General features: G+C 46.6%; 21 protein-coding genes and 2 tRNA genes. 16 read left to right on the forward strand and 7 right to left on the reverse strand.

Translation table 11 applies throughout. The features are described 5' to 3' along the window. Position 1 precedes the first annotated feature (1 nt). Positions 2–1,528: a P-loop NTPase family protein gene (locus tag FHS56_RS03625; RefSeq protein ID WP_166918504.1), complete on the reverse strand. Its 1,527-nt coding sequence runs from the start codon at positions 1,526–1,528 to the stop codon at positions 2–4. 182 nt (positions 1,529–1,710) lie between these two features. Here FHS56_RS03625 and FHS56_RS03630 point away from each other — a divergent pair, with 182 nt between their 5' ends. From FHS56_RS03630 to FHS56_RS03645, 4 genes are all read left to right on the forward strand, one after another. Then, a complete protein-coding gene (locus FHS56_RS03630; protein WP_166918505.1) occupies positions 1,711–1,887 on the forward strand; it encodes a hypothetical protein in 177 nt (58 codons plus the stop codon). A gap of 72 nt (positions 1,888–1,959) precedes the next feature. After that, positions 1,960–2,214: a 30S ribosomal protein S20 gene (rpsT, locus tag FHS56_RS03635; protein WP_038030350.1), complete on the forward strand. Its 255-nt coding sequence runs from the start codon at positions 1,960–1,962 to the stop codon at positions 2,212–2,214. 157 nt (positions 2,215–2,371) lie between these two features. Then, positions 2,372–3,073 carry a RadC family protein gene (gene radC, locus FHS56_RS03640; RefSeq protein WP_166918506.1) on the forward strand — a complete coding sequence of 234 codons (702 nt, stop codon included), beginning with the start codon at positions 2,372–2,374 and terminating at the stop codon, positions 3,071–3,073. 133 nt (positions 3,074–3,206) lie between these two features. Then, entirely contained in the window at positions 3,207–3,617 is a 411-nt protein-coding gene (locus FHS56_RS03645) for a CBS domain-containing protein (RefSeq protein ID WP_166918507.1), read from the forward strand. On the opposite strand, the gene FHS56_RS03650 is transcribed toward FHS56_RS03645, so the two are convergent. Beyond that, entirely contained in the window at positions 3,614–4,324 is a 711-nt protein-coding gene (locus FHS56_RS03650) for a VOC family protein (protein WP_166918508.1), read from the reverse strand. The two genes, FHS56_RS03645 and FHS56_RS03650, sit on opposite strands and share 4 nt — an antisense overlap. A 90-nt stretch (positions 4,325–4,414) precedes the next feature. Further along, positions 4,415–5,632 (reverse strand): MFS transporter, encoded by a 1,218-nt coding sequence (locus FHS56_RS03655; protein WP_166918509.1) that lies wholly within the window; start codon positions 5,630–5,632, stop codon positions 4,415–4,417. Positions 5,633–5,807: 175 nt separating this feature from the next. On the opposite strand from FHS56_RS03655, the gene FHS56_RS03660 reads away from it, so the two are divergent. The 9 genes from FHS56_RS03660 (at position 5,808) to FHS56_RS03700 (ending at position 10,996) form a co-directional block, all read left to right on the forward strand. After that, entirely contained in the window at positions 5,808–6,314 is a 507-nt protein-coding gene (locus FHS56_RS03660; protein ID WP_166918510.1) for a hypothetical protein, read from the forward strand. Between the two features lie 86 nt (positions 6,315–6,400). Further along, positions 6,401–6,473, forward strand: a tRNA-Gly gene (locus FHS56_RS03665). A 13-nt stretch (positions 6,474–6,486) separates the two neighbouring features. Continuing rightward, a tRNA-Leu gene (locus FHS56_RS03670) sits at positions 6,487–6,574 on the forward strand. 227 nt (positions 6,575–6,801) lie between these two features. Next, positions 6,802–7,380 (forward strand): sigma-70 family RNA polymerase sigma factor, encoded by a 579-nt coding sequence (locus tag FHS56_RS03675; RefSeq protein ID WP_166918511.1) that lies wholly within the window; start codon positions 6,802–6,804, stop codon positions 7,378–7,380. A 4-nt stretch (positions 7,381–7,384) separates the two neighbouring features. Further along, positions 7,385–7,675 (forward strand): zf-HC2 domain-containing protein, encoded by a 291-nt coding sequence (locus FHS56_RS03680; protein ID WP_166918512.1) that lies wholly within the window; start codon positions 7,385–7,387, stop codon positions 7,673–7,675. Between the two features lie 55 nt (positions 7,676–7,730). Then, positions 7,731–8,351, forward strand: a complete 621-nt coding sequence (gene gmk / locus FHS56_RS03685; protein WP_166918513.1) for a guanylate kinase — start codon at positions 7,731–7,733, stop codon at positions 8,349–8,351. 425 nt (positions 8,352–8,776) lie between these two features. Next, complete coding sequence (locus FHS56_RS03690; RefSeq protein ID WP_166918514.1) at positions 8,777–9,166, forward strand: winged helix-turn-helix transcriptional regulator; 390 nt, start codon at positions 8,777–8,779, stop codon at positions 9,164–9,166. A 28-nt stretch (positions 9,167–9,194) separates the two neighbouring features. Continuing rightward, a complete protein-coding gene (gene nadD / locus FHS56_RS03695) occupies positions 9,195–9,767 on the forward strand; it encodes a nicotinate (nicotinamide) nucleotide adenylyltransferase (RefSeq protein WP_166918515.1) in 573 nt (190 codons plus the stop codon). A 35-nt stretch (positions 9,768–9,802) separates the two neighbouring features. Next, entirely contained in the window at positions 9,803–10,996 is a 1,194-nt protein-coding gene (locus tag FHS56_RS03700; RefSeq protein WP_166918516.1) for a hypothetical protein, read from the forward strand. A gap of 66 nt (positions 10,997–11,062) precedes the next feature. On the opposite strand, the gene FHS56_RS03705 is transcribed toward FHS56_RS03700, so the two are convergent. After that, positions 11,063–12,142 (reverse strand): saccharopine dehydrogenase family protein, encoded by a 1,080-nt coding sequence (locus tag FHS56_RS03705; RefSeq protein WP_166918517.1) that lies wholly within the window; start codon positions 12,140–12,142, stop codon positions 11,063–11,065. Between the two features lie 328 nt (positions 12,143–12,470). Here FHS56_RS03705 and FHS56_RS03710 point away from each other — a divergent pair, with 328 nt between their 5' ends. Both FHS56_RS03710 and FHS56_RS03715 read left to right on the forward strand, forming a co-directional pair. Continuing rightward, positions 12,471–12,899, forward strand: coding sequence for a hypothetical protein (locus FHS56_RS03710; protein ID WP_166918518.1), 429 nt, complete (start codon positions 12,471–12,473; stop codon positions 12,897–12,899). Then, entirely contained in the window at positions 12,877–13,614 is a 738-nt protein-coding gene (locus FHS56_RS03715) for a tRNA1(Val) (adenine(37)-N6)-methyltransferase (protein WP_166918519.1), read from the forward strand. The genes FHS56_RS03710 and FHS56_RS03715 overlap by 23 nt, the downstream gene beginning before the upstream one ends. Here FHS56_RS03715 and FHS56_RS03720 read toward each other — a convergent pair. Further along, positions 13,599–15,221, reverse strand: coding sequence for a Na/Pi cotransporter family protein (locus FHS56_RS03720; protein ID WP_166918520.1), 1,623 nt, complete (start codon positions 15,219–15,221; stop codon positions 13,599–13,601). The genes FHS56_RS03715 and FHS56_RS03720 overlap by 16 nt on opposite strands. Before the next feature lie 342 nt (positions 15,222–15,563). On the opposite strand from FHS56_RS03720, the gene FHS56_RS03725 reads away from it, so the two are divergent. Beyond that, positions 15,564–16,049, forward strand: a complete 486-nt coding sequence (locus tag FHS56_RS03725) for a hypothetical protein (protein WP_166918521.1) — start codon at positions 15,564–15,566, stop codon at positions 16,047–16,049. A 149-nt stretch (positions 16,050–16,198) separates the two neighbouring features. Here the strand turns inward: FHS56_RS03725 and FHS56_RS03730 are convergent, their stop codons facing one another. Together FHS56_RS03730 and FHS56_RS03735 are read right to left on the reverse strand one after the other, a co-directional pair. Next, the gene (locus FHS56_RS03730) at positions 16,199–17,596 is read right to left on the reverse strand and encodes a COG3014 family protein (RefSeq protein ID WP_166918522.1); all 1,398 of its coding nucleotides are present in this window, start codon (positions 17,594–17,596) and stop codon (positions 16,199–16,201) included. An 8-nt stretch (positions 17,597–17,604) separates the two neighbouring features. Beyond that, positions 17,605–18,192, reverse strand: a complete 588-nt coding sequence (locus tag FHS56_RS03735; RefSeq protein WP_166918523.1) for a penicillin-binding protein activator LpoB — start codon at positions 18,190–18,192, stop codon at positions 17,605–17,607. Positions 18,193–18,203 lie beyond the last annotated feature (11 nt).

The following is an 18,203-nucleotide window of genomic DNA, read 5'->3' on the forward strand; positions in this document are numbered from 1 at the left end:
CTTAGAAAATATCGCTGCCATCTTCATCCCCTTCATCTGGGGCTACTCCGCCCAACATGCCGCTCAATATATCTTGGAATTGATGAGTAGCATTCAGCTGCTTACGGCTAATTTGGGAATATTCAGCCAAGCCATGCAACAAAAATTCCATCATGAGCAGTTGCTCTTCTGCAGAGAGCCCCTTATGAAATATCTCCACGGCTTTTTTCAAACCGGCGACTGCGCTCAGTTTTTCTTGATATTGCCGGTCGCTTTCTTCTGCACTCAACTCAAGGTCATTTTTTGAAAACCACTCCAACACCGGCGCGTAGGGATTGGGCATTTTTTCTTTTTTTATCTGCTCCGGCTCGGGGAAGAGCTCACGGAACAAGCTGCGAATGGCACGCCCTATCAAATGACGGGCTACACTCCCGGCACCTTCTTGCTCTCCTTCATACACCAATTCTATTTTTCCAGTAATTGCTGGAACGATGTTCCACAAATCGGCAACGCGCGCTATGGTATGCGCCTGATTGCACAACAAGCAACGACGCTCTGCCGAACTGACCATGTGCTCATATGCCGAGATGGTCAAGCGCGCCGACACACCGCTTTTGGCGTCTACATATTCGCTTTGACGGGCTTCGAAGGCTACTTGCTCCACTAAATCACGCAACAATTCGGGCACGGTTACTTTCTCTTTCTGCTCTTGGCTCAAATGCACTTCTTGTGCTGTAATCTTCTTGGCTATGTCGCGGCTGCGGGGGTAGTGCGTCAATATTTGACTATCGATGCGGTCTTTCAAGGGTGTGATGATGCTGCCCCGGTTGGTGTAGTCTTCCGGATTGGCAGTAAAAACAAACTGAATATCTAAGGGTAAACGCATTTTGAAACCGCGAATTTGAATGTCGCCCTCCTGCAAGATATTGAACAAAGCCACCTGTATGCGAGCCTGCAAATCGGGCAACTCATTCATCACGAAGATGCAACGATGCGAACGGGGTATCAAACCGAAATGAATGACGCGCTCGTCGGCATAAGACAGCTTCATAGCCGCCGCCTTGATGGGGTCAATGTCGCCAATCAAATCGGCTACCGACACATCGGGGGTCGCCAGTTTTTCGGTATAGCGCGCTTCGCGAGGCAGCCACTCTATGGGGGTATCGTCGCCCAGCTTTTGCAGCTGTTCGCGTGCATAAAAAGAAAGTGGCTGCAAAGGGTCGTCGTTGATTTCGCTGCCGGCAATGACAGGAATCACTTCATCGAGCAAGCCCACCATCAGGCGGGCAATGCGTGTTTTGGCTTGCCCTCTCAGCCCCAGCAGGTTGATGTGATGTCTTGCTAAAATAGCACGCTCTATATCGGGTATTACGGTTTGGTCATACCCCCAGATACCATGAAAAACAGGGCGTTTTTCAGCACGCGCCCGGATAAGATTACGCCTCAATTCATCTTTGATGCTTTCCGGCTGATAGCCAACGGCTTTCAGCTCTTTGAGTGTGCGTATTTTTAGCTTTTCGGCAGTCGTTAGCTTGTAATATTCAGACATATGCTCATCGTTTTTTATGAAGATACTAAATTTAGCTTGGAAAAAAAGACATTAAAACAAACCAAACGGGAAGTAAAAAGGTTTTTGAAAGGAACACTCGGCTTGGTGCGATTCTTGAGGCATCTGTAAAAAAGCACGAAGCCTCTCAGCTCCAATGCTTGACAAACCTAACCTCAAGGCTTATGGAAATGGTGCACAAAGAACAGCTCATGGAAAAGCGGATGCGACTGCTGGAATTACTGCGTACACGCCAGCTACCGCCAGAAACCGAGCAGCTGGTGCGGCAAGACCTGCGCGACGTAGAGCGCGAGCTCCTGCAAATGCAGGAAAACAACTCCACACAAAATACAAAACTTTAGGGATGAAGTTTGTAAAATCAAATCGTGTCTTATATATTTGCGTCCCTAAGAGATTAACCGAAAATAAGAACAATGGCAAATCTGAAGTCAGCAAAAAAGAGAATGCGTCAAGCTGAGAAGCGTCGCTTGCATAATCGTTACTATAAAAAAACAACCAAAACGTTCATGAAGCGACTCTTCGCCACGACTGACAAGACCGAAGCGCAAGAGCTGTTGAAGAAAGTGAGCTCTATGCTGGACAAACTTGCAAAGCGCAATATCATCCACAAAAACAAAGCTGCGCGCCATAAGTCGCAATTATACAAACACGTCAACAGCTTGGCGTAAGCAAACGGCACAGGAAGACATTTTATTGATAGCCGGGCGAGTGATGCTCTTCACTCGCTTTTTTGTTTTTCTGTTGCAATAGCATCCGACCATTAGGCAAAGTGTCATTTTTTGCTTATCTTCTTCCATAAATGCTGCCCTCTAACCGCCCAAAAGTATGGAAGAGAAAGCTGCCGTTTATCTGCGCATTCAAGACCTTGCTGCCGACGAGCGCCCCCGTGAAAAGATGCTTCAAAAAGGGAAAAATGCACTGAGCGATGCCGAGCTGCTGGCTATTCTCATTGGCTCAGGCACCCGTCGCAAAAGTGCCTTGGACTTGGCGCGCGAACTGCTTCAAAAAAACAACCACAGCCTGCTGCAGCTGGCAAGCAATGGCTTACAAGACCTGATGAAAACCAAAGGCATAGGCAAAGCCAAAGCCATCACAATTGCCGCCGCTCTTGAGCTGGCACGTCGCCTGAAAGCTGCCGCTCAAACCCAGCAAGCCATCACTTCGCCCAAGGATGCCTTTGCAATTTTCTATCCATATCTAGCGCATCTTAGCCACGAGGAATTTTGGATACTGCTTTTGAATCGCGCCAACAAGCCCATTTGTCCACCTATACAAATAAGCAAAGGGGGGATTAGCGGCACCACTACTGACATACGCCTTATTTTCAAACACGCCATAGAGCACTTAGCCAATAGTTTGATTATAGCTCACAACCACCCAGCAGGAACCCCCAAACCCAGCGAAAGCGACAAAGAAATCACGCGGCGCATTGCCGATGCCGGTAAGTTACTTGACATCAAGCTGCTGGACCATTTGATTTTATTTGAAGAAAGCTACTACAGCTTCAGTGATGCAGGTTTATTATAGCCATCGAGTACATTTGTTTGTTTTTTTGCAAAAAAAGCTTTTTTATTTTGATTTAAAACCAAAAAAGTATATTTTGTTTTGCAATCCACACATTCTGCATTTTATATTTTGTTCATCCAAACCCATAACATCTATGCTGCGAAGTAAGCTTGTAACCGATTACATGACCCCACTCAGCCGTTTGATTGTTTTTTATCCGGAACAAAGCATATTGGAAGCCATCAGCCTGCTTATCAAACACAAAATATCGGGTGGTCCGGTAGTGAATAAATACAACGAACTGATAGGCATGATTTCTGAAAAAGACTGCTTGCGTGTGTTGGTCGATAGCCTTTACAACGAAATGCCACCGGGCAAAGTAGAAGATTACATGAGCAAAAGCTTGGAAGTCGTTAGGTCTGACCAAAGCATACTGCAAGTGGCAGAGAAGTTTTTGGCTACCCCCTTCAAACGCTTCCCGGTAGTGGACCAAGACGGCAACCTGCTGGGGCAAATCAGCCGCGCCGACGTTTTACGCGCCACCAACGATATACCCATGCATTAAAGTACTTCCAAAGCGTAGGGGTAGTTTTCAGAAGGGAAACAAGTCCAAACCGAAGCCACAATGCTGCCTACGGGCATGCTGATGGCTACTTTCATAGGAAACACTCGGGCGGGGCGTTGGGTAGGAAACCAGTCTCGCCCTTTTTCTACTAAAATAAACAAACCGCAAGGGTCTCCCATGGCTGCAAAACGGCGCCCATCCCCCTCTGTATAGTAAAGTGGCAAACCTATTTCTTCTTGCATAGCCCGCCGGGCATCTAATACATTGTCAACTACCCACCCTATTTCCGACACCGAAAAGATATGCGAAACATCGAAAGGGGCATTCCGTTGTGTTTGTTTTAAATCGTGGCGAGCAATGAACTCTACGATATTGCCTGCCGGGTCGAAGAAATAAAAAGAATGAGCATTCCAGTTTTTGAAGTCATGAATGACAATACCATTCCACTCGATAGGCTCAATGCCCTTGGCTTTTATCCATTTGAGCGCCTCTTCTATCTTGTTCTCTGCTATATTGAATGCAAAATGGTAGTAAGGCTGTCCTTGCGCTGCCTCCGAGAAAGTGAAGCGAGTGCCTTCAAGGGTAATCGTAAAAGAAGGCTGCCCTTGCCGTGAAGATTCGCCCACAGGCAAGCCCAGCACTGCAGCATAGAAATCATACAAATCATCTAAACAGTGGGTAGCTATCGCAAGACTTCTTATTTCCATGATACCAACGATTGTGTGAACCTAAAAACAGGCAGCTTGCTTTGACTTCCCGTAAAAGATAATAAAATTCAAGCTATTGCCTTTCTCTTTTTACAGGTTGTCCGGCAAACGCAAACGCAAAAACACAGCTGATGCCAAAGTAAGCCCTCCCACTACCCAAAAGGCAAGTTCAAGGCTCCAGCTGTCGGCAAGCCAGCCCGAAAGCAATGCCCCGCCTACATAGCCCAAATCACGCCACAGGCGATACACTCCTAAATAGCGGGCACGAGCATAAGCAGACACCACTCCGGCAATGGTTGCCAAAAAGGTAGGATAAACCATGGCAGTGCCTATACCAAGCCCCAACAATGCTATCACCAACAGAGGTGTGGACGCAGCCACAGTAAGCCCCAAGATAGATATTCCTTGCAAAAACATGCCGCCCCATAGCACCGGACGCTTGGGCAGATAGTCTGCCATAGGTCCAGTAAACAGCTGCCCAACGCCCCACACAGCCGGATAAAGCCCCACCAACAAACCAATATCCTCTAAGCCCTCATAGCGCTGTGCCAACCACAAAGGCAGCAGCCCCCACAAAACACCATCGTTCAGGTTGTTGAAGAAACCACCTTGAACCACTGCCCCTACGATGCGTCTGCGTGTTTTTTCTTTCCATGGCAAAGACAGTGTTGCTGTGGCTTTTTCTTCCAGATGCACAAAAGCAGTAGTATCGCGCACCCCTATCCACGACAAGAACAAACCCATGCCTGTCAGCCCCAGCGTCAGCCAAAAAGTAGCCTCCCACCCATGTTGTTCTGCCACACGCGCGGCTACCCATGAAGCCACCCCTACCGCCACGTAACCGGCAAACTCATTCAGCCCCATAGCCAAGCCCCGCTGCTTGTGCCCGGCAAGGTCTATCTTCATAATCACGGTGCTCGTCCAGGCAATCCCCTGACTCATCCCCAAAAAAAGATTGGCAAGCAGTACCCACTGCCACGAAGCAGCATACATAAGCAGCCATGGTATCGGTAGCGCCAGCCCCCAACCCAAAAGCAACAGAGGTTTGCGCCCATAGCGGTTGGCATTTTTGCCCATCCAGTAGTTAGTCATGGCTTTAGCAAAACCAAAAACGGCAATAAACAACAACAAGGCAGTGTATGAAGCCACGCCCATGCGGGTTTGTGCCATCAACGGCAAAACCGAGCGTTCTACCCCCAATACAGCACCCACCAGCATATTTACAAATACCAACAAAGCAAATTGTCGGGCATTTTGTTTCAAACCCAAATGCAACTCCCTTTTTCCTGACAAAGGCATTTTTTTCATGCGAGCTCCTTTTTTAAAGAACAATAAACAACCTTTAAGTTTGGTCTATATATGAAGCAATTTTCATAACAAAAAATTCCACATAAGTAATCTACAAACAGACAATTCTTAGTAGCTTTGAGTAGTCAAGCCATGACAGGCTTACACTTTATGTAAAACCTAAAAAAATAGCCCTATGACACGTCTTTTGCTTACCCTACTTTTATTGACTGCGTCGGCAAGTGTGCTGCATGCCCAACGTTACAAAGACCCCGTTTTGCGCCAATGTGCCGATATGGTACAAGACGACAGCAGCCGGGCTGTGCTGAATCGTTTGGGCACAGACTTCGAAATCAGCGCATGGGCGCATACGCTTTATAGAAAGTGTGAAGCAACGCTCGAGAAGAAAAACCCCAAGTATCTGCTCGACATTGCCCGTGCCGAGCAAACCGCGCGCGACCTGCTTTATATCGCCTCTCAATGCGAAGGCAATAAAACATGGCGCCAGCTGCGCCCCGACCTGCAAGCTATCCTATCTGTATATGAAGAGGTAGAAGTACAAGAAAATGTGAAAGAATCGCAAGCCGGCGGCTATGAAGGCTTGTTTGAAGAAGAAGAAAGCGAACAAGTTACTTTTAGCCTGAACAAGGTGCGAAAGCTGAAAAACAAATTCCTGTCTATCAGCAAGAAAAGCAAACCATAAGAAAAAAAGTTGCTAAATTATTTGGTGTATATCTCAAAAACCCCTACTTTTGTATCGCTTTGTAAAACACAGGGGCGATACAAAAAGCGAAAGTAGCTCAGTTGGTAGAGCGCAACCTTGCCAAGGTTGAGGTCGCGGGTTCGAATCCCGTCTTTCGCTCTTTTTCCATTTTGCCGGGGTGGTGGAATAGGTAGACACGCAAGACTTAAAATCTTGTGAGCCCTAAAAGGCTCGTGCGGGTTCGAGTCCCGCCCCTGGTACGTGCACTTATCCTCCTTTGAAGCGTGCTTTAGGGCGCGCTTTTTTTTCTTTTTGCCCCTTTCGCTGCTCCGTCAGACGGACACCCACCACCGCGCACGACAAAAAGGCATGCAGGATACAACAATTTGGACTCGCGCACGTTTTTTGCAAACAAAAATCAATAAAGAAGTTTTCTTACCTTAAAAATGAGAGATATATTTCCATGATAACTCATTCGACCAAAAATATGACGTACACCAGAGAAGAAAAATACAAAATCTTCAATGAAGAGCTTCTGCCACACGCAGACGCCATGTATAACTCTGCCCTTCGCCTTACCTTAGACGAAGACGACGCCAAAGACTTAGTTCAAGAAACATACCTGAAAGCATTTCGCTTTTTAGACTCCTTCCAACAAGGAACCAATGCCAAAGCATGGTTGTTCAGAATATTGAAAAACAGCTTCATCAATAACTTTCGCAAGAAAAGTAAGGAACCTGCAAAAATAGATTATCAGGAAGTAGAGTCGTTCTACAACTCCGATGAAGCAGACAACAGCAGGTTGTCGGTAACTACAGACTTGCGCAGCGAAACCGTGCACGACAAAATAGGTGACGAAGTGGCTAATGCCCTCAACAGCTTGCCAGTAGATTTCCGTATTGTCATTATTTTGTGCGACATTGAGGGTTTCACCTACGAGGAAATGTCTAAAATACTGGACATCCCCATAGGCACCGTGCGTTCAAGACTACACCGCGCCCGCAACCTGCTCAAAGAAAAACTACACGATTATGCCAAAAAGATGGGATATTTAAAAAATGCATAAAACCATGTCGAAGGAAACGAGCAACGAAACTACCAAACCGCCTATGACCGCAGAAAAAAAGAGATGCAACAACTTCAGCTGGGAAGGCATCTATTTGTATTTGGACGGTCAAGTGAGCGAAGAACAAAAGCGTCAGATAGATGAACACATGCGCAAGTGCCTTTTTTGCAACGACTGCAAAGAACTGGAAGAGGCTATCCGCTCTATCCTGAAAATTAAAGTCAATGCCAAGTGCCCCTGCGAACTGTTAGAAGCTATCAAACAAAAGATAAAAGAAGAAAACGGTCAAGAATAACAAGTCTGCCTATTTTTTCTATTTTTGCACCCTCACCGAATCCTCAGCAATAGGCATGTCAGTCGATAAACAAGGCAAAATCATCATTTTTTCGGCTCCGTCGGGGGCAGGCAAAACCACCATTGTCAAGCATTTATTGAACAAATTTCCTGACAAATTGGCATTTTCTATTTCTGCCTGCACCCGTCCGCGCCGGGGGCGCACCGAAGAGCACGGCAAAGACTACTACTTTTTCTCCCCAGACGAGTTCCGAGAAAAAATCAAAAACAATGAATTTGTAGAGTGGGAAGAAGTGTATCCGGGTGCTTATTACGGCACGCTAAAGTCAGAAATTCAACGCATCTGGAACGAAGGCAAGCACGTGATATGTGATGTGGATGTCAAAGGGGGCTTAAAACTAAAAAACTACTACGGCGACCACGCTTTGGCTATTTTCGTCAAAGTACCCAGTTTGGACATCCTGCGGCAGCGTTTGATGCAAAGACAAACAGAAACCGATGCGAGTTTAGAAACACGCATGGCAAAAGCCTCCTATGAGATGTCGTTTGAACCGGAATTCGATGTGGTGCTGGTGAATGAGAATTTAGAAAAAGCTTTTAAAGAAGCCGAACAGCTGGTGTTGCACTTTGTTGAGACTGGCAAGATATTGAAAATCAACGAAGAGGAAATCAAATAACTCCTTCTTTTTGTAGATAAAAAAAGGCAGCCAAACGACTGCCCTTGGCTGTGTTTACAATAATAGAGAGATTTGGCTTCTGCGCTCTTCCCTTTTAGTTTGCGCAAATTTTGCTTCCACAAGGTCGAGTAACTCGTCCGACGAACAGCCTTCTATGAAGGTGCAGTCAACCCCTTGCTCTGCTGCAGCACCATAGCTATGCCCATGGCTGCCGCCCCAAAAGAGGAAGAAAATCAAAGGATGGTTTTTAATATATGCCCCAGATTTTCCTGAAGAACGCGCTTATCGTTTATTTTTAGTGGCAAAAGCACCATCGTAAAACTCCTAAAACGGTCATTTTTTATAGTTCTCAGTGAATGAACAGAATAAAAGCATTAGATTTGCTATAAAAAAAGAAGCAGATAGCTTTTAAAAATCAATTGCAAATGTACAGCAGTGAGACTAAAGCCAAGAAAAACAATCACTTGGGAAGCTTTTTGGAAGTCAAACAATGCCCGGTGCGTTATGTACTGGCAGTAAATGACACCCTGAACGTGATTAGTGGCAAATGGAAACTTCCCATCATCGCCTCACTGATTCATGGCAAGAAACGCTTCAATGAGCTGGAGCGAAACATAGAGGGCATCACCCCCCGCATGTTGTCAAAAGAGTTGAAAGAACTGGAGCTTAACGGGGTAGTCAAAAGACTGGTACACAATACCCGCCCGGTGCTGATTGAATATGAACTTACAGAATCGGGATACCGCCTGACCGATGTCATTGATGCCATGATACAGTGGGGATTGACACACCGGCAAACCTGCATGCCAGAGTAAAAACATAAATTTGCCTTAAAAAGAAGCGATGAAAGTAGGTTTGTTTTTTGGCTCTTTCAATCCTATTCATGTAGGTCATTTGATATTGGCAAATGTAGCAGTAGAAAGCACCGACCTGAACAAAGTGTGCTTTGTGGTGTCGCCGCAGAATCCTTTTAAGAAGCGTAGCAGCCTGTTGCATGAGTTTGACCGCTTGGATATGGTACGGGCTGCTATTCACGACAATCCGAACTTCGAAGTAAGTGATATTGAGTTTCACCTTCCTCAGCCCAGCTATACCATAGACACCCTCACCTATCTGCAAGAGAAATACCCCAAACGTCGCTTTGCCCTGTTGATGGGCGAAGACAATTTAGCGCACTTTCATAAGTGGAAAAACTACGAGCAAATACTTGAATACTATGAGTTGTATGTATATCCGCGTCCCCACACTCCAGAACACGGCTTTCGCGAGCACCCCAAAGTGCATTACATAGAAGCGCCACTGCTCGACATATCAGCAACCTATATCCGCCAATGCATACAAGAAGGGCGCTCTATCCGTTATATGGTTACTGAACCGGTAGCCGAGCTAATTTACAGCCGAAAGTACTACCATTGAATATGAACAAGCAAAATCGCCTAAAAGAAATTTATATGAAAAAACACCTCCTTTATTGGTTCATTGCTTTTTGTGCCAGCACACACGCAAATGCCCAACTGGACAGCTTGCGGCAACTGCTCTTGCATACGCAGTCGAGCTATCGCGATAGCCTCGAGCTGCTTCGTCGGCAATATGCAGAGCTGTCGCAACATGTGCAGTGGCAGGGGCAAATGATACGAGAACTAAGAGAAAAACGTCGTGCCACCGCCCACACCCAATATGAGCACCACGTGCAAAGCATCCGCCAAACGGTTTTGTTTTGTGAGCAAAGCAGCCGCAGCCTGCAAGCCATAGAAAACTTTATTACGAGCAGTTATTATTTCAATTTCATCAACAACCTGCACAACCCCACCAATCAAGAGCTGGGCTTCAGTTTAAAGGAAGCGACCATCCGCCTTGTACAAGAAAAGATTTTTTCGCGAGCGAAACGTTTCAAGAAAGGCGCTCGCCTCATTGCACTTATGCAACACATATTCGACTCTCCCTTATCACAGGCAGTGAGCGAGGTAATTCCCACCGTCCACTATTTTCAATCGGTAACACAACTTATTTACAAAGTAGCCTTCGAAGAAGAAGACATTACCATAAGTGACCTGAAAGCCTTCGAAACAGAACTACAGAAATACCTTCGCTACTACGAGATGCTGTCGGATGTCAATCGGCAGTCGCAGCAAAACCTATCGAGTTTACGCGTGCGCGCCCAAGCACTTCACCAACTTTTGCTGGAGTTTGTACGCCAACAATGCATTACGCTGCACCCCGAAAAACGCGAGGAAATTAAACAATTGCCCTTGTCAACACTCATGCACTCCTATTATCAATACAGCCACGTGGACAGCCTCATCCGCAACATTGAAGCTTCTTATACAGACGCTGGGAAGATACAATACGAACAGCTGACAAGCGATACTCGACTGATATATCCTGTTATAGCCATACAAAAGGTGCATCAGATAGACCAAGAGTTGGAAACGCTTTACCGAGAGTTCTTGTCTCTGCTCGACGGCTATCATCAAGCCATAGAAAACATTCTACGGAATAGCCGGCAGCTGTCGCAAAAGCCCGAAGCCATTGACAATAAAATCCAAGAGCTGAAAGAACAGTACGCGCGTCTTCGGGCAGAGATTGTGCGCAGCGTGAACGTAGAGCAAGTGCGCAATTATATGCAGCGCATTCCTCTCCAATGACACATGGCACAGCAGAAAGCGCCTCAAACACGAAAAGTAAAATTCGCGTCTGAGGCTTTATGTCTCTTATCTTGCCGGTTCGGGAGTCAAATCTATGCGTTTCACTCCTTCAAAAGCCAGAATAAAGTCTTTTCCAAAGGCTTTGGAAGGCGTATAGAAGCCTTTCATGCGGTGCGGCTCCAAGAGACGGCAAGCAATTTCTACCGCTGTAAGAGAAGTGAGATAGTAGCCTTCGGGCGTGATAAGACGAGCTTCACGGGCTTCGCCCTGTGGGTTCTCCACACGTCCCCACAAGTAGCTTTTTCCTTCCTTGAGCAGCTGTTTGTCAGGTCCGGTGAAGCGCTTCTCTGCCTGTTTTTTCAAATACTTTTTTATGCTTGAAAGCTTCAGCAGCCAACGCCAGCGATAGGCTTTCCGCATTTGGTCTATCATGGGCTTGGGCAAAGCCATAAAAACCTGAATGTTGGGAATGCCGGTGCTATAATAAGCTGTAGATACGTCGCCCCAGGGGATAGAAGCAGCCATAGATATTTCTCCATCGCCAAAATCCATGCGCGTTGTTTCGTGCGCTGCCGGCACTTCTACTATCTTGCCATTGCGACGCACCGCACCGCCTTTGCCCAGGTTTTCTACCATAGTGAACGCCGTACCTCTGGACATGCGCGACACCCCTTTAAACGCCAAAGTAAGCTTATGTGCATCGGGCAAAAGGCTTTTCAGATGAGCAGCCAAGCAATCGGAAGGTACCACATCGAAACCACTGCCCGGTAACAAGACAATGCCCCGTGCTTCGGCACGCCCCGACTGAGCAGCCAAGTACTCAAAGACTTCTATTTCGCCGGTGATGTCCACATAATGGGTGCGCGTTGCCAAGCAGGCTTCCAATACCGGGCGCACCGTGTGAATAAAAGGACCGGCGCATTGTAAAATTACCTGAACGTCGTTCAAAGCCTGTTGAAGCGCAATGCCGTCGTCCAGCGAGAACACCCTGTGTTCCAAGCCGTATTGTTGGGCAATAGCAGCTGTTTTTTCGGGACTCCGCCCTGCAAGCACAGGACGCAACCCACGACGGACGGCTTCGGCAACTATCAGCTTGCCAGTAAAACCATAGGCACCATAAATGAGCAAAGGAGTGGTTTTGGTCATACTATTTTCCATTTTGGGAAAAGATACGTAAAAAATGAGAAAGTAAGCGAGGCTTTGTGCTTTTGGGCTCACTTCCTTTTGTCATCCGGAGCACCAGCAGGAAATATCTTTTGCTTCTTGCTGCTTGACGAGATTGGACGCCCTCACTCGATTTGCTTGTTCAAGATAACAACCTACGCTTGAGCTTCTTTCGAAACTACAAGCTGCGCAAAGTGAGAAAATGACAAGTCTATTGGTGTGATTTTTGCTTCAACAGGTATTTTAATATAGTACTCTCAGGCAAGAGAGTTGCTTAGTTTATTACAAGATTTAAAAACCTTTAGATAGGATGCATTACAAATCTTTTCTCCCGGTGTTGCTTATTGTGCTGCTCGGCGGCTGCCAGGTAAAAAACCAACAGCAAGCAAGCGACGAAGCGAACAGCAGGAAACCCATGCCTGCCATAGCACGAGGTACCGAACCTTTCTGGCTGCTTCATGTTGTAGATACTACCACTGCTGTATGGGAGCGCCCCGATACAGGCAAAGACACTTTGACGATAGAGAGCTACACCCATCGAGGTGAAACATGGATATTACGCGCTCAGCATGCCACTTACCGCTTGCAAGCTACCTTTTCTCCACAAACCTGCAGCGACGGCATGTCTGACCTTGAATACCCTCTTTCGGTGAAAGTTACTATTTTTGACAGCCGTAAAAATCAGGTGTCCCAGCAGTACAATGGTTGTGGCGAATATGCCCAAACGACAGAAAAATGACATCTTTCGCTTCAAACAATTTAGTGTGGAGCATGCCCTTTGTGGCATGAAGGTAAGTACCGAAGCCTGCATATTGGGGGCTTGGGCGCCGCCCCCCGCTACTGCTCCCCGTCATATTTTAGACATAGGCACCGGCAGCGGTTTGTTGGCGCTCATGCTGGCGCAGCGCTTCCCCGAGGCGCTTGTTCATGCCGTAGAACTTGAAGAAAACGCTTGCCGTCAAGCTCGACTCAATTTTTCGCGCAGTCCTTTTGCTTCGCGCATCTGTTTGTTTGAACAGCAAGACGTCCTGCAATGGAATGCCCCCTGCCTTTACGATTTGATTGTAGTAAATCCCCCTTTTTTTGCAAGCAGCATGCGCCCGCAAGAACAGCGCAAACAGCTGGCAACGCATGGAGTTGAGTCGCTACCACCGCAAAAGCTGGCAGCGCGCAGCCAACAGCTGCTCGCACCCCAAGGACAGCTGGTAGTGCTCTATCCACCCCATGAGATGCAACAGTTCGAACAGTATGCCAAAAAAGTAGGTTTACATGCTATCCAGCAAATGCAAATTTACCATAGCGAAAAACACCCTCTCTTTCGCCTCATTACCGTCTTTAGCAAACAGGCACAGCAAATCAAAAGGATAGAAACGCTATACATACGGCAAGCAAACCAGATAGATTATCATCCCAGTTATACCCAACTTTTACGCCCGTTCTATGTAATTTTTTGAGCAGCTGCCTCTTGCAACTCTCCGGTATCCGTTCGCCTTTCCAAAGCTTCTATGATGCTTTCGAGGTATTCTTTGTTCTCATGAATCATGTTCAGAAAGGTAGCCGCTTCTTCTGGTGCGTATAGTGTGATATTTAGCAGTACTTCCTCATTCAGGCGGTGCTGATGCTCACGATTCAATGTCCATAAGTCTCGCAAAGTCCAATCTTGCATTTGCCCCCCGTTTGCCTGTTTTTCTTCCAAAGCACTAAGTGTAAGGCTTGCATGCTCGCGCATATGAGTAATAAGATGCCGCACCGCCTCGCGTTCATCATAACGATAGTGCTCCATATTGTGCCGTATGTCTTTGAGGCTCTTGGCTGCACGCAACAGGCGCCGCACCGACCACAACAAATTGGTCAAAGTTTGCGCATCGCTTTCTGTTTTCATGTGTTGCTGCAGCTGTGCTATGTAGGCAATCACTTCGCTTCCCAGCTGCTTGGTGGCTGCATAGAAGGCTTCGGGCGACTCATGTCTGGGCAAAGGCTTGATGTCCCACAAAAGACGCCCCCAACCAATTACCCGCTCTGCCAAATGCGCCATTTCCTTTTGCAAAGCAATAAACGCCGCGTCTGTTTGTGAAGCGGGCACTTGGTGAATGAAACGCGCTTCTGTAGTTTTCTTTTGTTTTACTAAACGCTCTATAAGACGCATAAAGGGATGAATGAAAGGAAAGAACAAGACAGCCCCCAAAACATTCAATGCTGAGTGAAAAGCAACCAAAGCGAGCAAGGGGTCGTAAATACCCAATATCTTTTCTATCAAGGCAATTTCCCAAGGCAGAAAGACAAAAGCTGTCATATTCACAATGAAATTAAAGAGGAAGTGAGTCAATGCCACCTGCCGTTTGACTACATTGCCGTCGAGGGTTCCTAAGAATACGGTTACTGTGGTACCCAAATCTGCCCCTATCATCAAAGCAGCCCCCTGATAGAAGCCCAAGATGCCGGCGTGCATGGCGCTCAAAGTGATAGCCATAGTGGCAGAACTCGACTGAATGATGGCAGTCAATACAAAACCTACAATAAAAAGAGTCAAAGCGCCAGCCTCTTGCCAAGCGCTTAAATCTACCACTTCGGCAAAGTGGGCAATGGCTTCTTTCATCCATTCCAGCCCTATGAAAAGTAGCGCAAAGCCGGCGATGGCTTGCCCTGCCAGCTTCATCCAAGTTTTGTAACTCCAAATAACAGCCAAGAATGCCCCAATACCCAATCCCCACAAGGCGAATTTTTCGACATTCAGCTTAAAACCGATGAGCGTAACCAGCCAACCGGTGGCAGTAGTCCCTATGTTGGCACCCATAATCAAACCAAAAGCCTGAGGAAGTCCCAAAATACCAGCACCCACCAAAGCTACCACCATCAAAGAAACCAAAGAGCTGCTTTGAAGCAAGGCAGTAACTACCGTTCCCCAAAAGATGCCCAACAAGGGCGTACGGGTAGCTTTGCGCAGCAGTTTACTGAACGAACTGCCGCCCATTTGCGCCAAGGCGGTTTCCAACAAATGCATACCCAAAAGAAAAGCTCCCAGACCACCCAAAAGGCGACTCCACTCAATCAGCTGCCACATGACGATTTCAGTTTTACACGAAAATAAAACAATTTTTTTTCAAGCCCCCTTTCAAGGAAGTAGAAAGCGTAAGGGAGTCTCCCAATTGAATAGCCGTTATTCTCTTCATTTGCACAAGCCGAAACAGTAGAGGTTCGCCCCAGCACCGAAGCACGGTAATCCAGCAAGGTAAACATCGGTCAAATTATAGCAGAGGCTAAAAGTAACTTTTCCACAGAGTAAAGTTCTCAAAAAGCAAATCAGCGTTTTCCAAGAAATTTAGTTACCTTTTCGATGGTGCCAGCTTCCGGCATCAATTTGCCGCTCTTTTTGTAACTTTAAAACATCAAAATCATTTCCCGTATGCAAAAGATATTTTCCCTGTTTGCTCTGATTTGCTTTGTTTCTGTTTCGCTCGAGGTGATGGCGCAAAAAGAAGAAAACAACGCAGCAGCTGAAGACAGCCTGAGTGAGGAACAACGCTATCTTGATGCGATAGAAAAAAGCTGTCTATCCAAAATAGCCGACGGCTTTCAGGTGGTAAAAACCTACCGCTTCAATGTAAGCACTACGCCCAAAGAAGGATATAAAATCCATCAAAGCTATATATTCAGCAGCACTGCCCGCTACAACATTGCCATTTGTGGCAATTGGAGTGAAGCGCAAAGTCCTGTTATCTACGTTTTTGACACGCACAATAAAAAACTCGCCGAATCTCGTGAGGGCTCGCTGCGAATAACCCCACAGCAAGGTGGCATTGTGCGCATCGTGTATGAGTTCAAGACGCCTCCTGTTCAGTTGCTTGGCGTCAGCGTCATTGCTTCGGCACCCAAACCAAAGAAGAAATAAGCAAGCTCTGCAGCCTGTGCTTTTACAGCAGCTCGTAAACTGGCTGGGGGCTCTTCTTTTTTTGCCGCTTGCCGAAGCTAAGATTGCTCACTGCCCTCACTGCCCTCGCGCTCTTTCTCACGACAAAGCTGGGAGGGCAGTCCTTGCGCTCAATAATAACTGAAAGATTCGGTTTGCAGGTTGTGGAAATAGTGAAACGTCGTCTTCCCCGCCTTCACTTCAAAAGTAAAATCGTAGTTTTTGCGCTTGCCCCCAGTGCCTTGCACCAGTAGTTTCACGCTTTGCTTGCCTGCAGGCAGGCGTACTCTAGCATAATGAATGGCATAGGGTAAAGTCATCCAAGAACGGGTATCGGCTTGTTGCCCCATTTGCAACAACAAGCCTATCCACATAGCTGCTTCTTCATTGTCTTTTTCTATACCTTTTTCGATGGCTTTGCGAATAGCCATGCGCAGCACTGCCGACGATATCTCCCAAAACAAACGCTGTTTGAGAGTATAGAAAGCTACGGCATTCACATCCTCTGCCAGCTCCATGCTTACAGTATCTTCGTCGGCTATCAAATAAGCCGATTGATAGAGAGGTGAGCGCTCTTTATACTCGGGAATCACTATACTGAAGACTTCTAATTTGCCCAGCCTCTCTCTTTCGTACTTAGAAATATATTCCTCGAACTTCCAGCCATATTCATCGTTGTAAAAATATGCTCTGTCTCCAATCACACGCGTAGCAAAACCAATGACCTTATCCACTTTGACAGGCGCCAAGCCAGTATGCCAAAAAAACACCAACTCCCCTTCCACTTCACTTGCAGGCTTGTGTTCATAAGTCATTCCAAACTCTTTTTCAAAGAAACGCAGCTCTTCGGTCAAGCCACTCAAATAAGCAGTACGCAACAAGTCTTTTTTCAGTTGCCCGGGCGCAGACAAGCCAAACAATTCGGCATGGATGGTCTGATAAGCGTTCCATGCATTGCGATAAGCAATGAAAGCGTTGTTGTAGTCAGCCATGGCGTCGTAAGCAAGCCCCATCATCAGGTAAAAGAAAGCGTCGCTCTTGTATTGAATCTTTTCGTGATTTTTGTAATAACTTGCCCAACGGCGCAGCAGTATATCCACGCGCCGGCATTCTACTATCGCCTCTTCATAACGGGCAAGCTTCAAATAAGCTAAAGCTTTGTAATAATGAATCATCAACAGCTCGAAATACTCGCCACGATAGGGCTTGTACATGGGGTTAATCAGCTCGGCAGCTCCCTCTGTTAGATAATTGCGCGATAGATTGTTGCCTAAGCGATAAGCGGTTTCAAAGTACTGCAAAGCCTCTTCATAATGCTGAGCCATGAAAGCAGCAGTGCCTAAATTCATATAATACAAGAGATGGTCTCGGCGAGGCACTTGCGTTTTTTTTAATATCTTCAAGGCAGCCTCAAAATCTGCTTTTTCAAAGGCTTGATGGTAGTCATAATAACTCACATAGTAAGAAGAACACCCCCCAAGAAGCAGGCAGGCAGCAAATATGAAGCTACGTAAAGCGTGGCTTGCCATACGTTTTTTTAGTTCTTTACAAACTTTTTAATTTCTTTCTTACCTATCCAAACCACTTCGTTGGTTTCTATATTGGTAAGCTGCAAGTTCACTTGGTAGTAGATAACCCGGCTGCGCCTTTCGACGTCCACAACAGAGGAGATACTGCCCAAGAGCATAAAATCGGCGCCCAGTTCTTTGCCCCATTGCTTTTGTGTGGCAGGCGAAGCAAAGTTTTGTTGGTCTAAACGTTCTTCGCGCACTTTGTCGCGCAGGGCAGCGTTTTGCACCACGCGCACCCGCCGCGATTCAATGAGTACCCGTTCAATATCTTTTACAAAAGTGTCGGTATCGATGTGCTCATGCGTTTTGTTTTGAATAAAGCCTACTATCACCACCGGTTCACGCTCATGGTCCATATAAAAGTTACGGTGCCAGCGGGCTTCCATTATTTGACGCGTCATTTCTTCGGCAACCAAACGGGAGTCTGTGTCATTCCACACACCACTCAAATCAACAGATTGTGCCGCATCGAGGCGCTGCACCTTATGAGGGGCGCAAGCCAACGACAATAAAAGCCAAAAGCATGCGATAAATATTTTTTTGCTGCCTTTCATAAGTGTGAGTT

This window comes from Thermonema lapsum, assembly GCF_011761635.1.
GTDB classification, from domain to species: Bacteria; Bacteroidota; Bacteroidia; order Cytophagales; family Thermonemataceae; genus Thermonema; species Thermonema lapsum.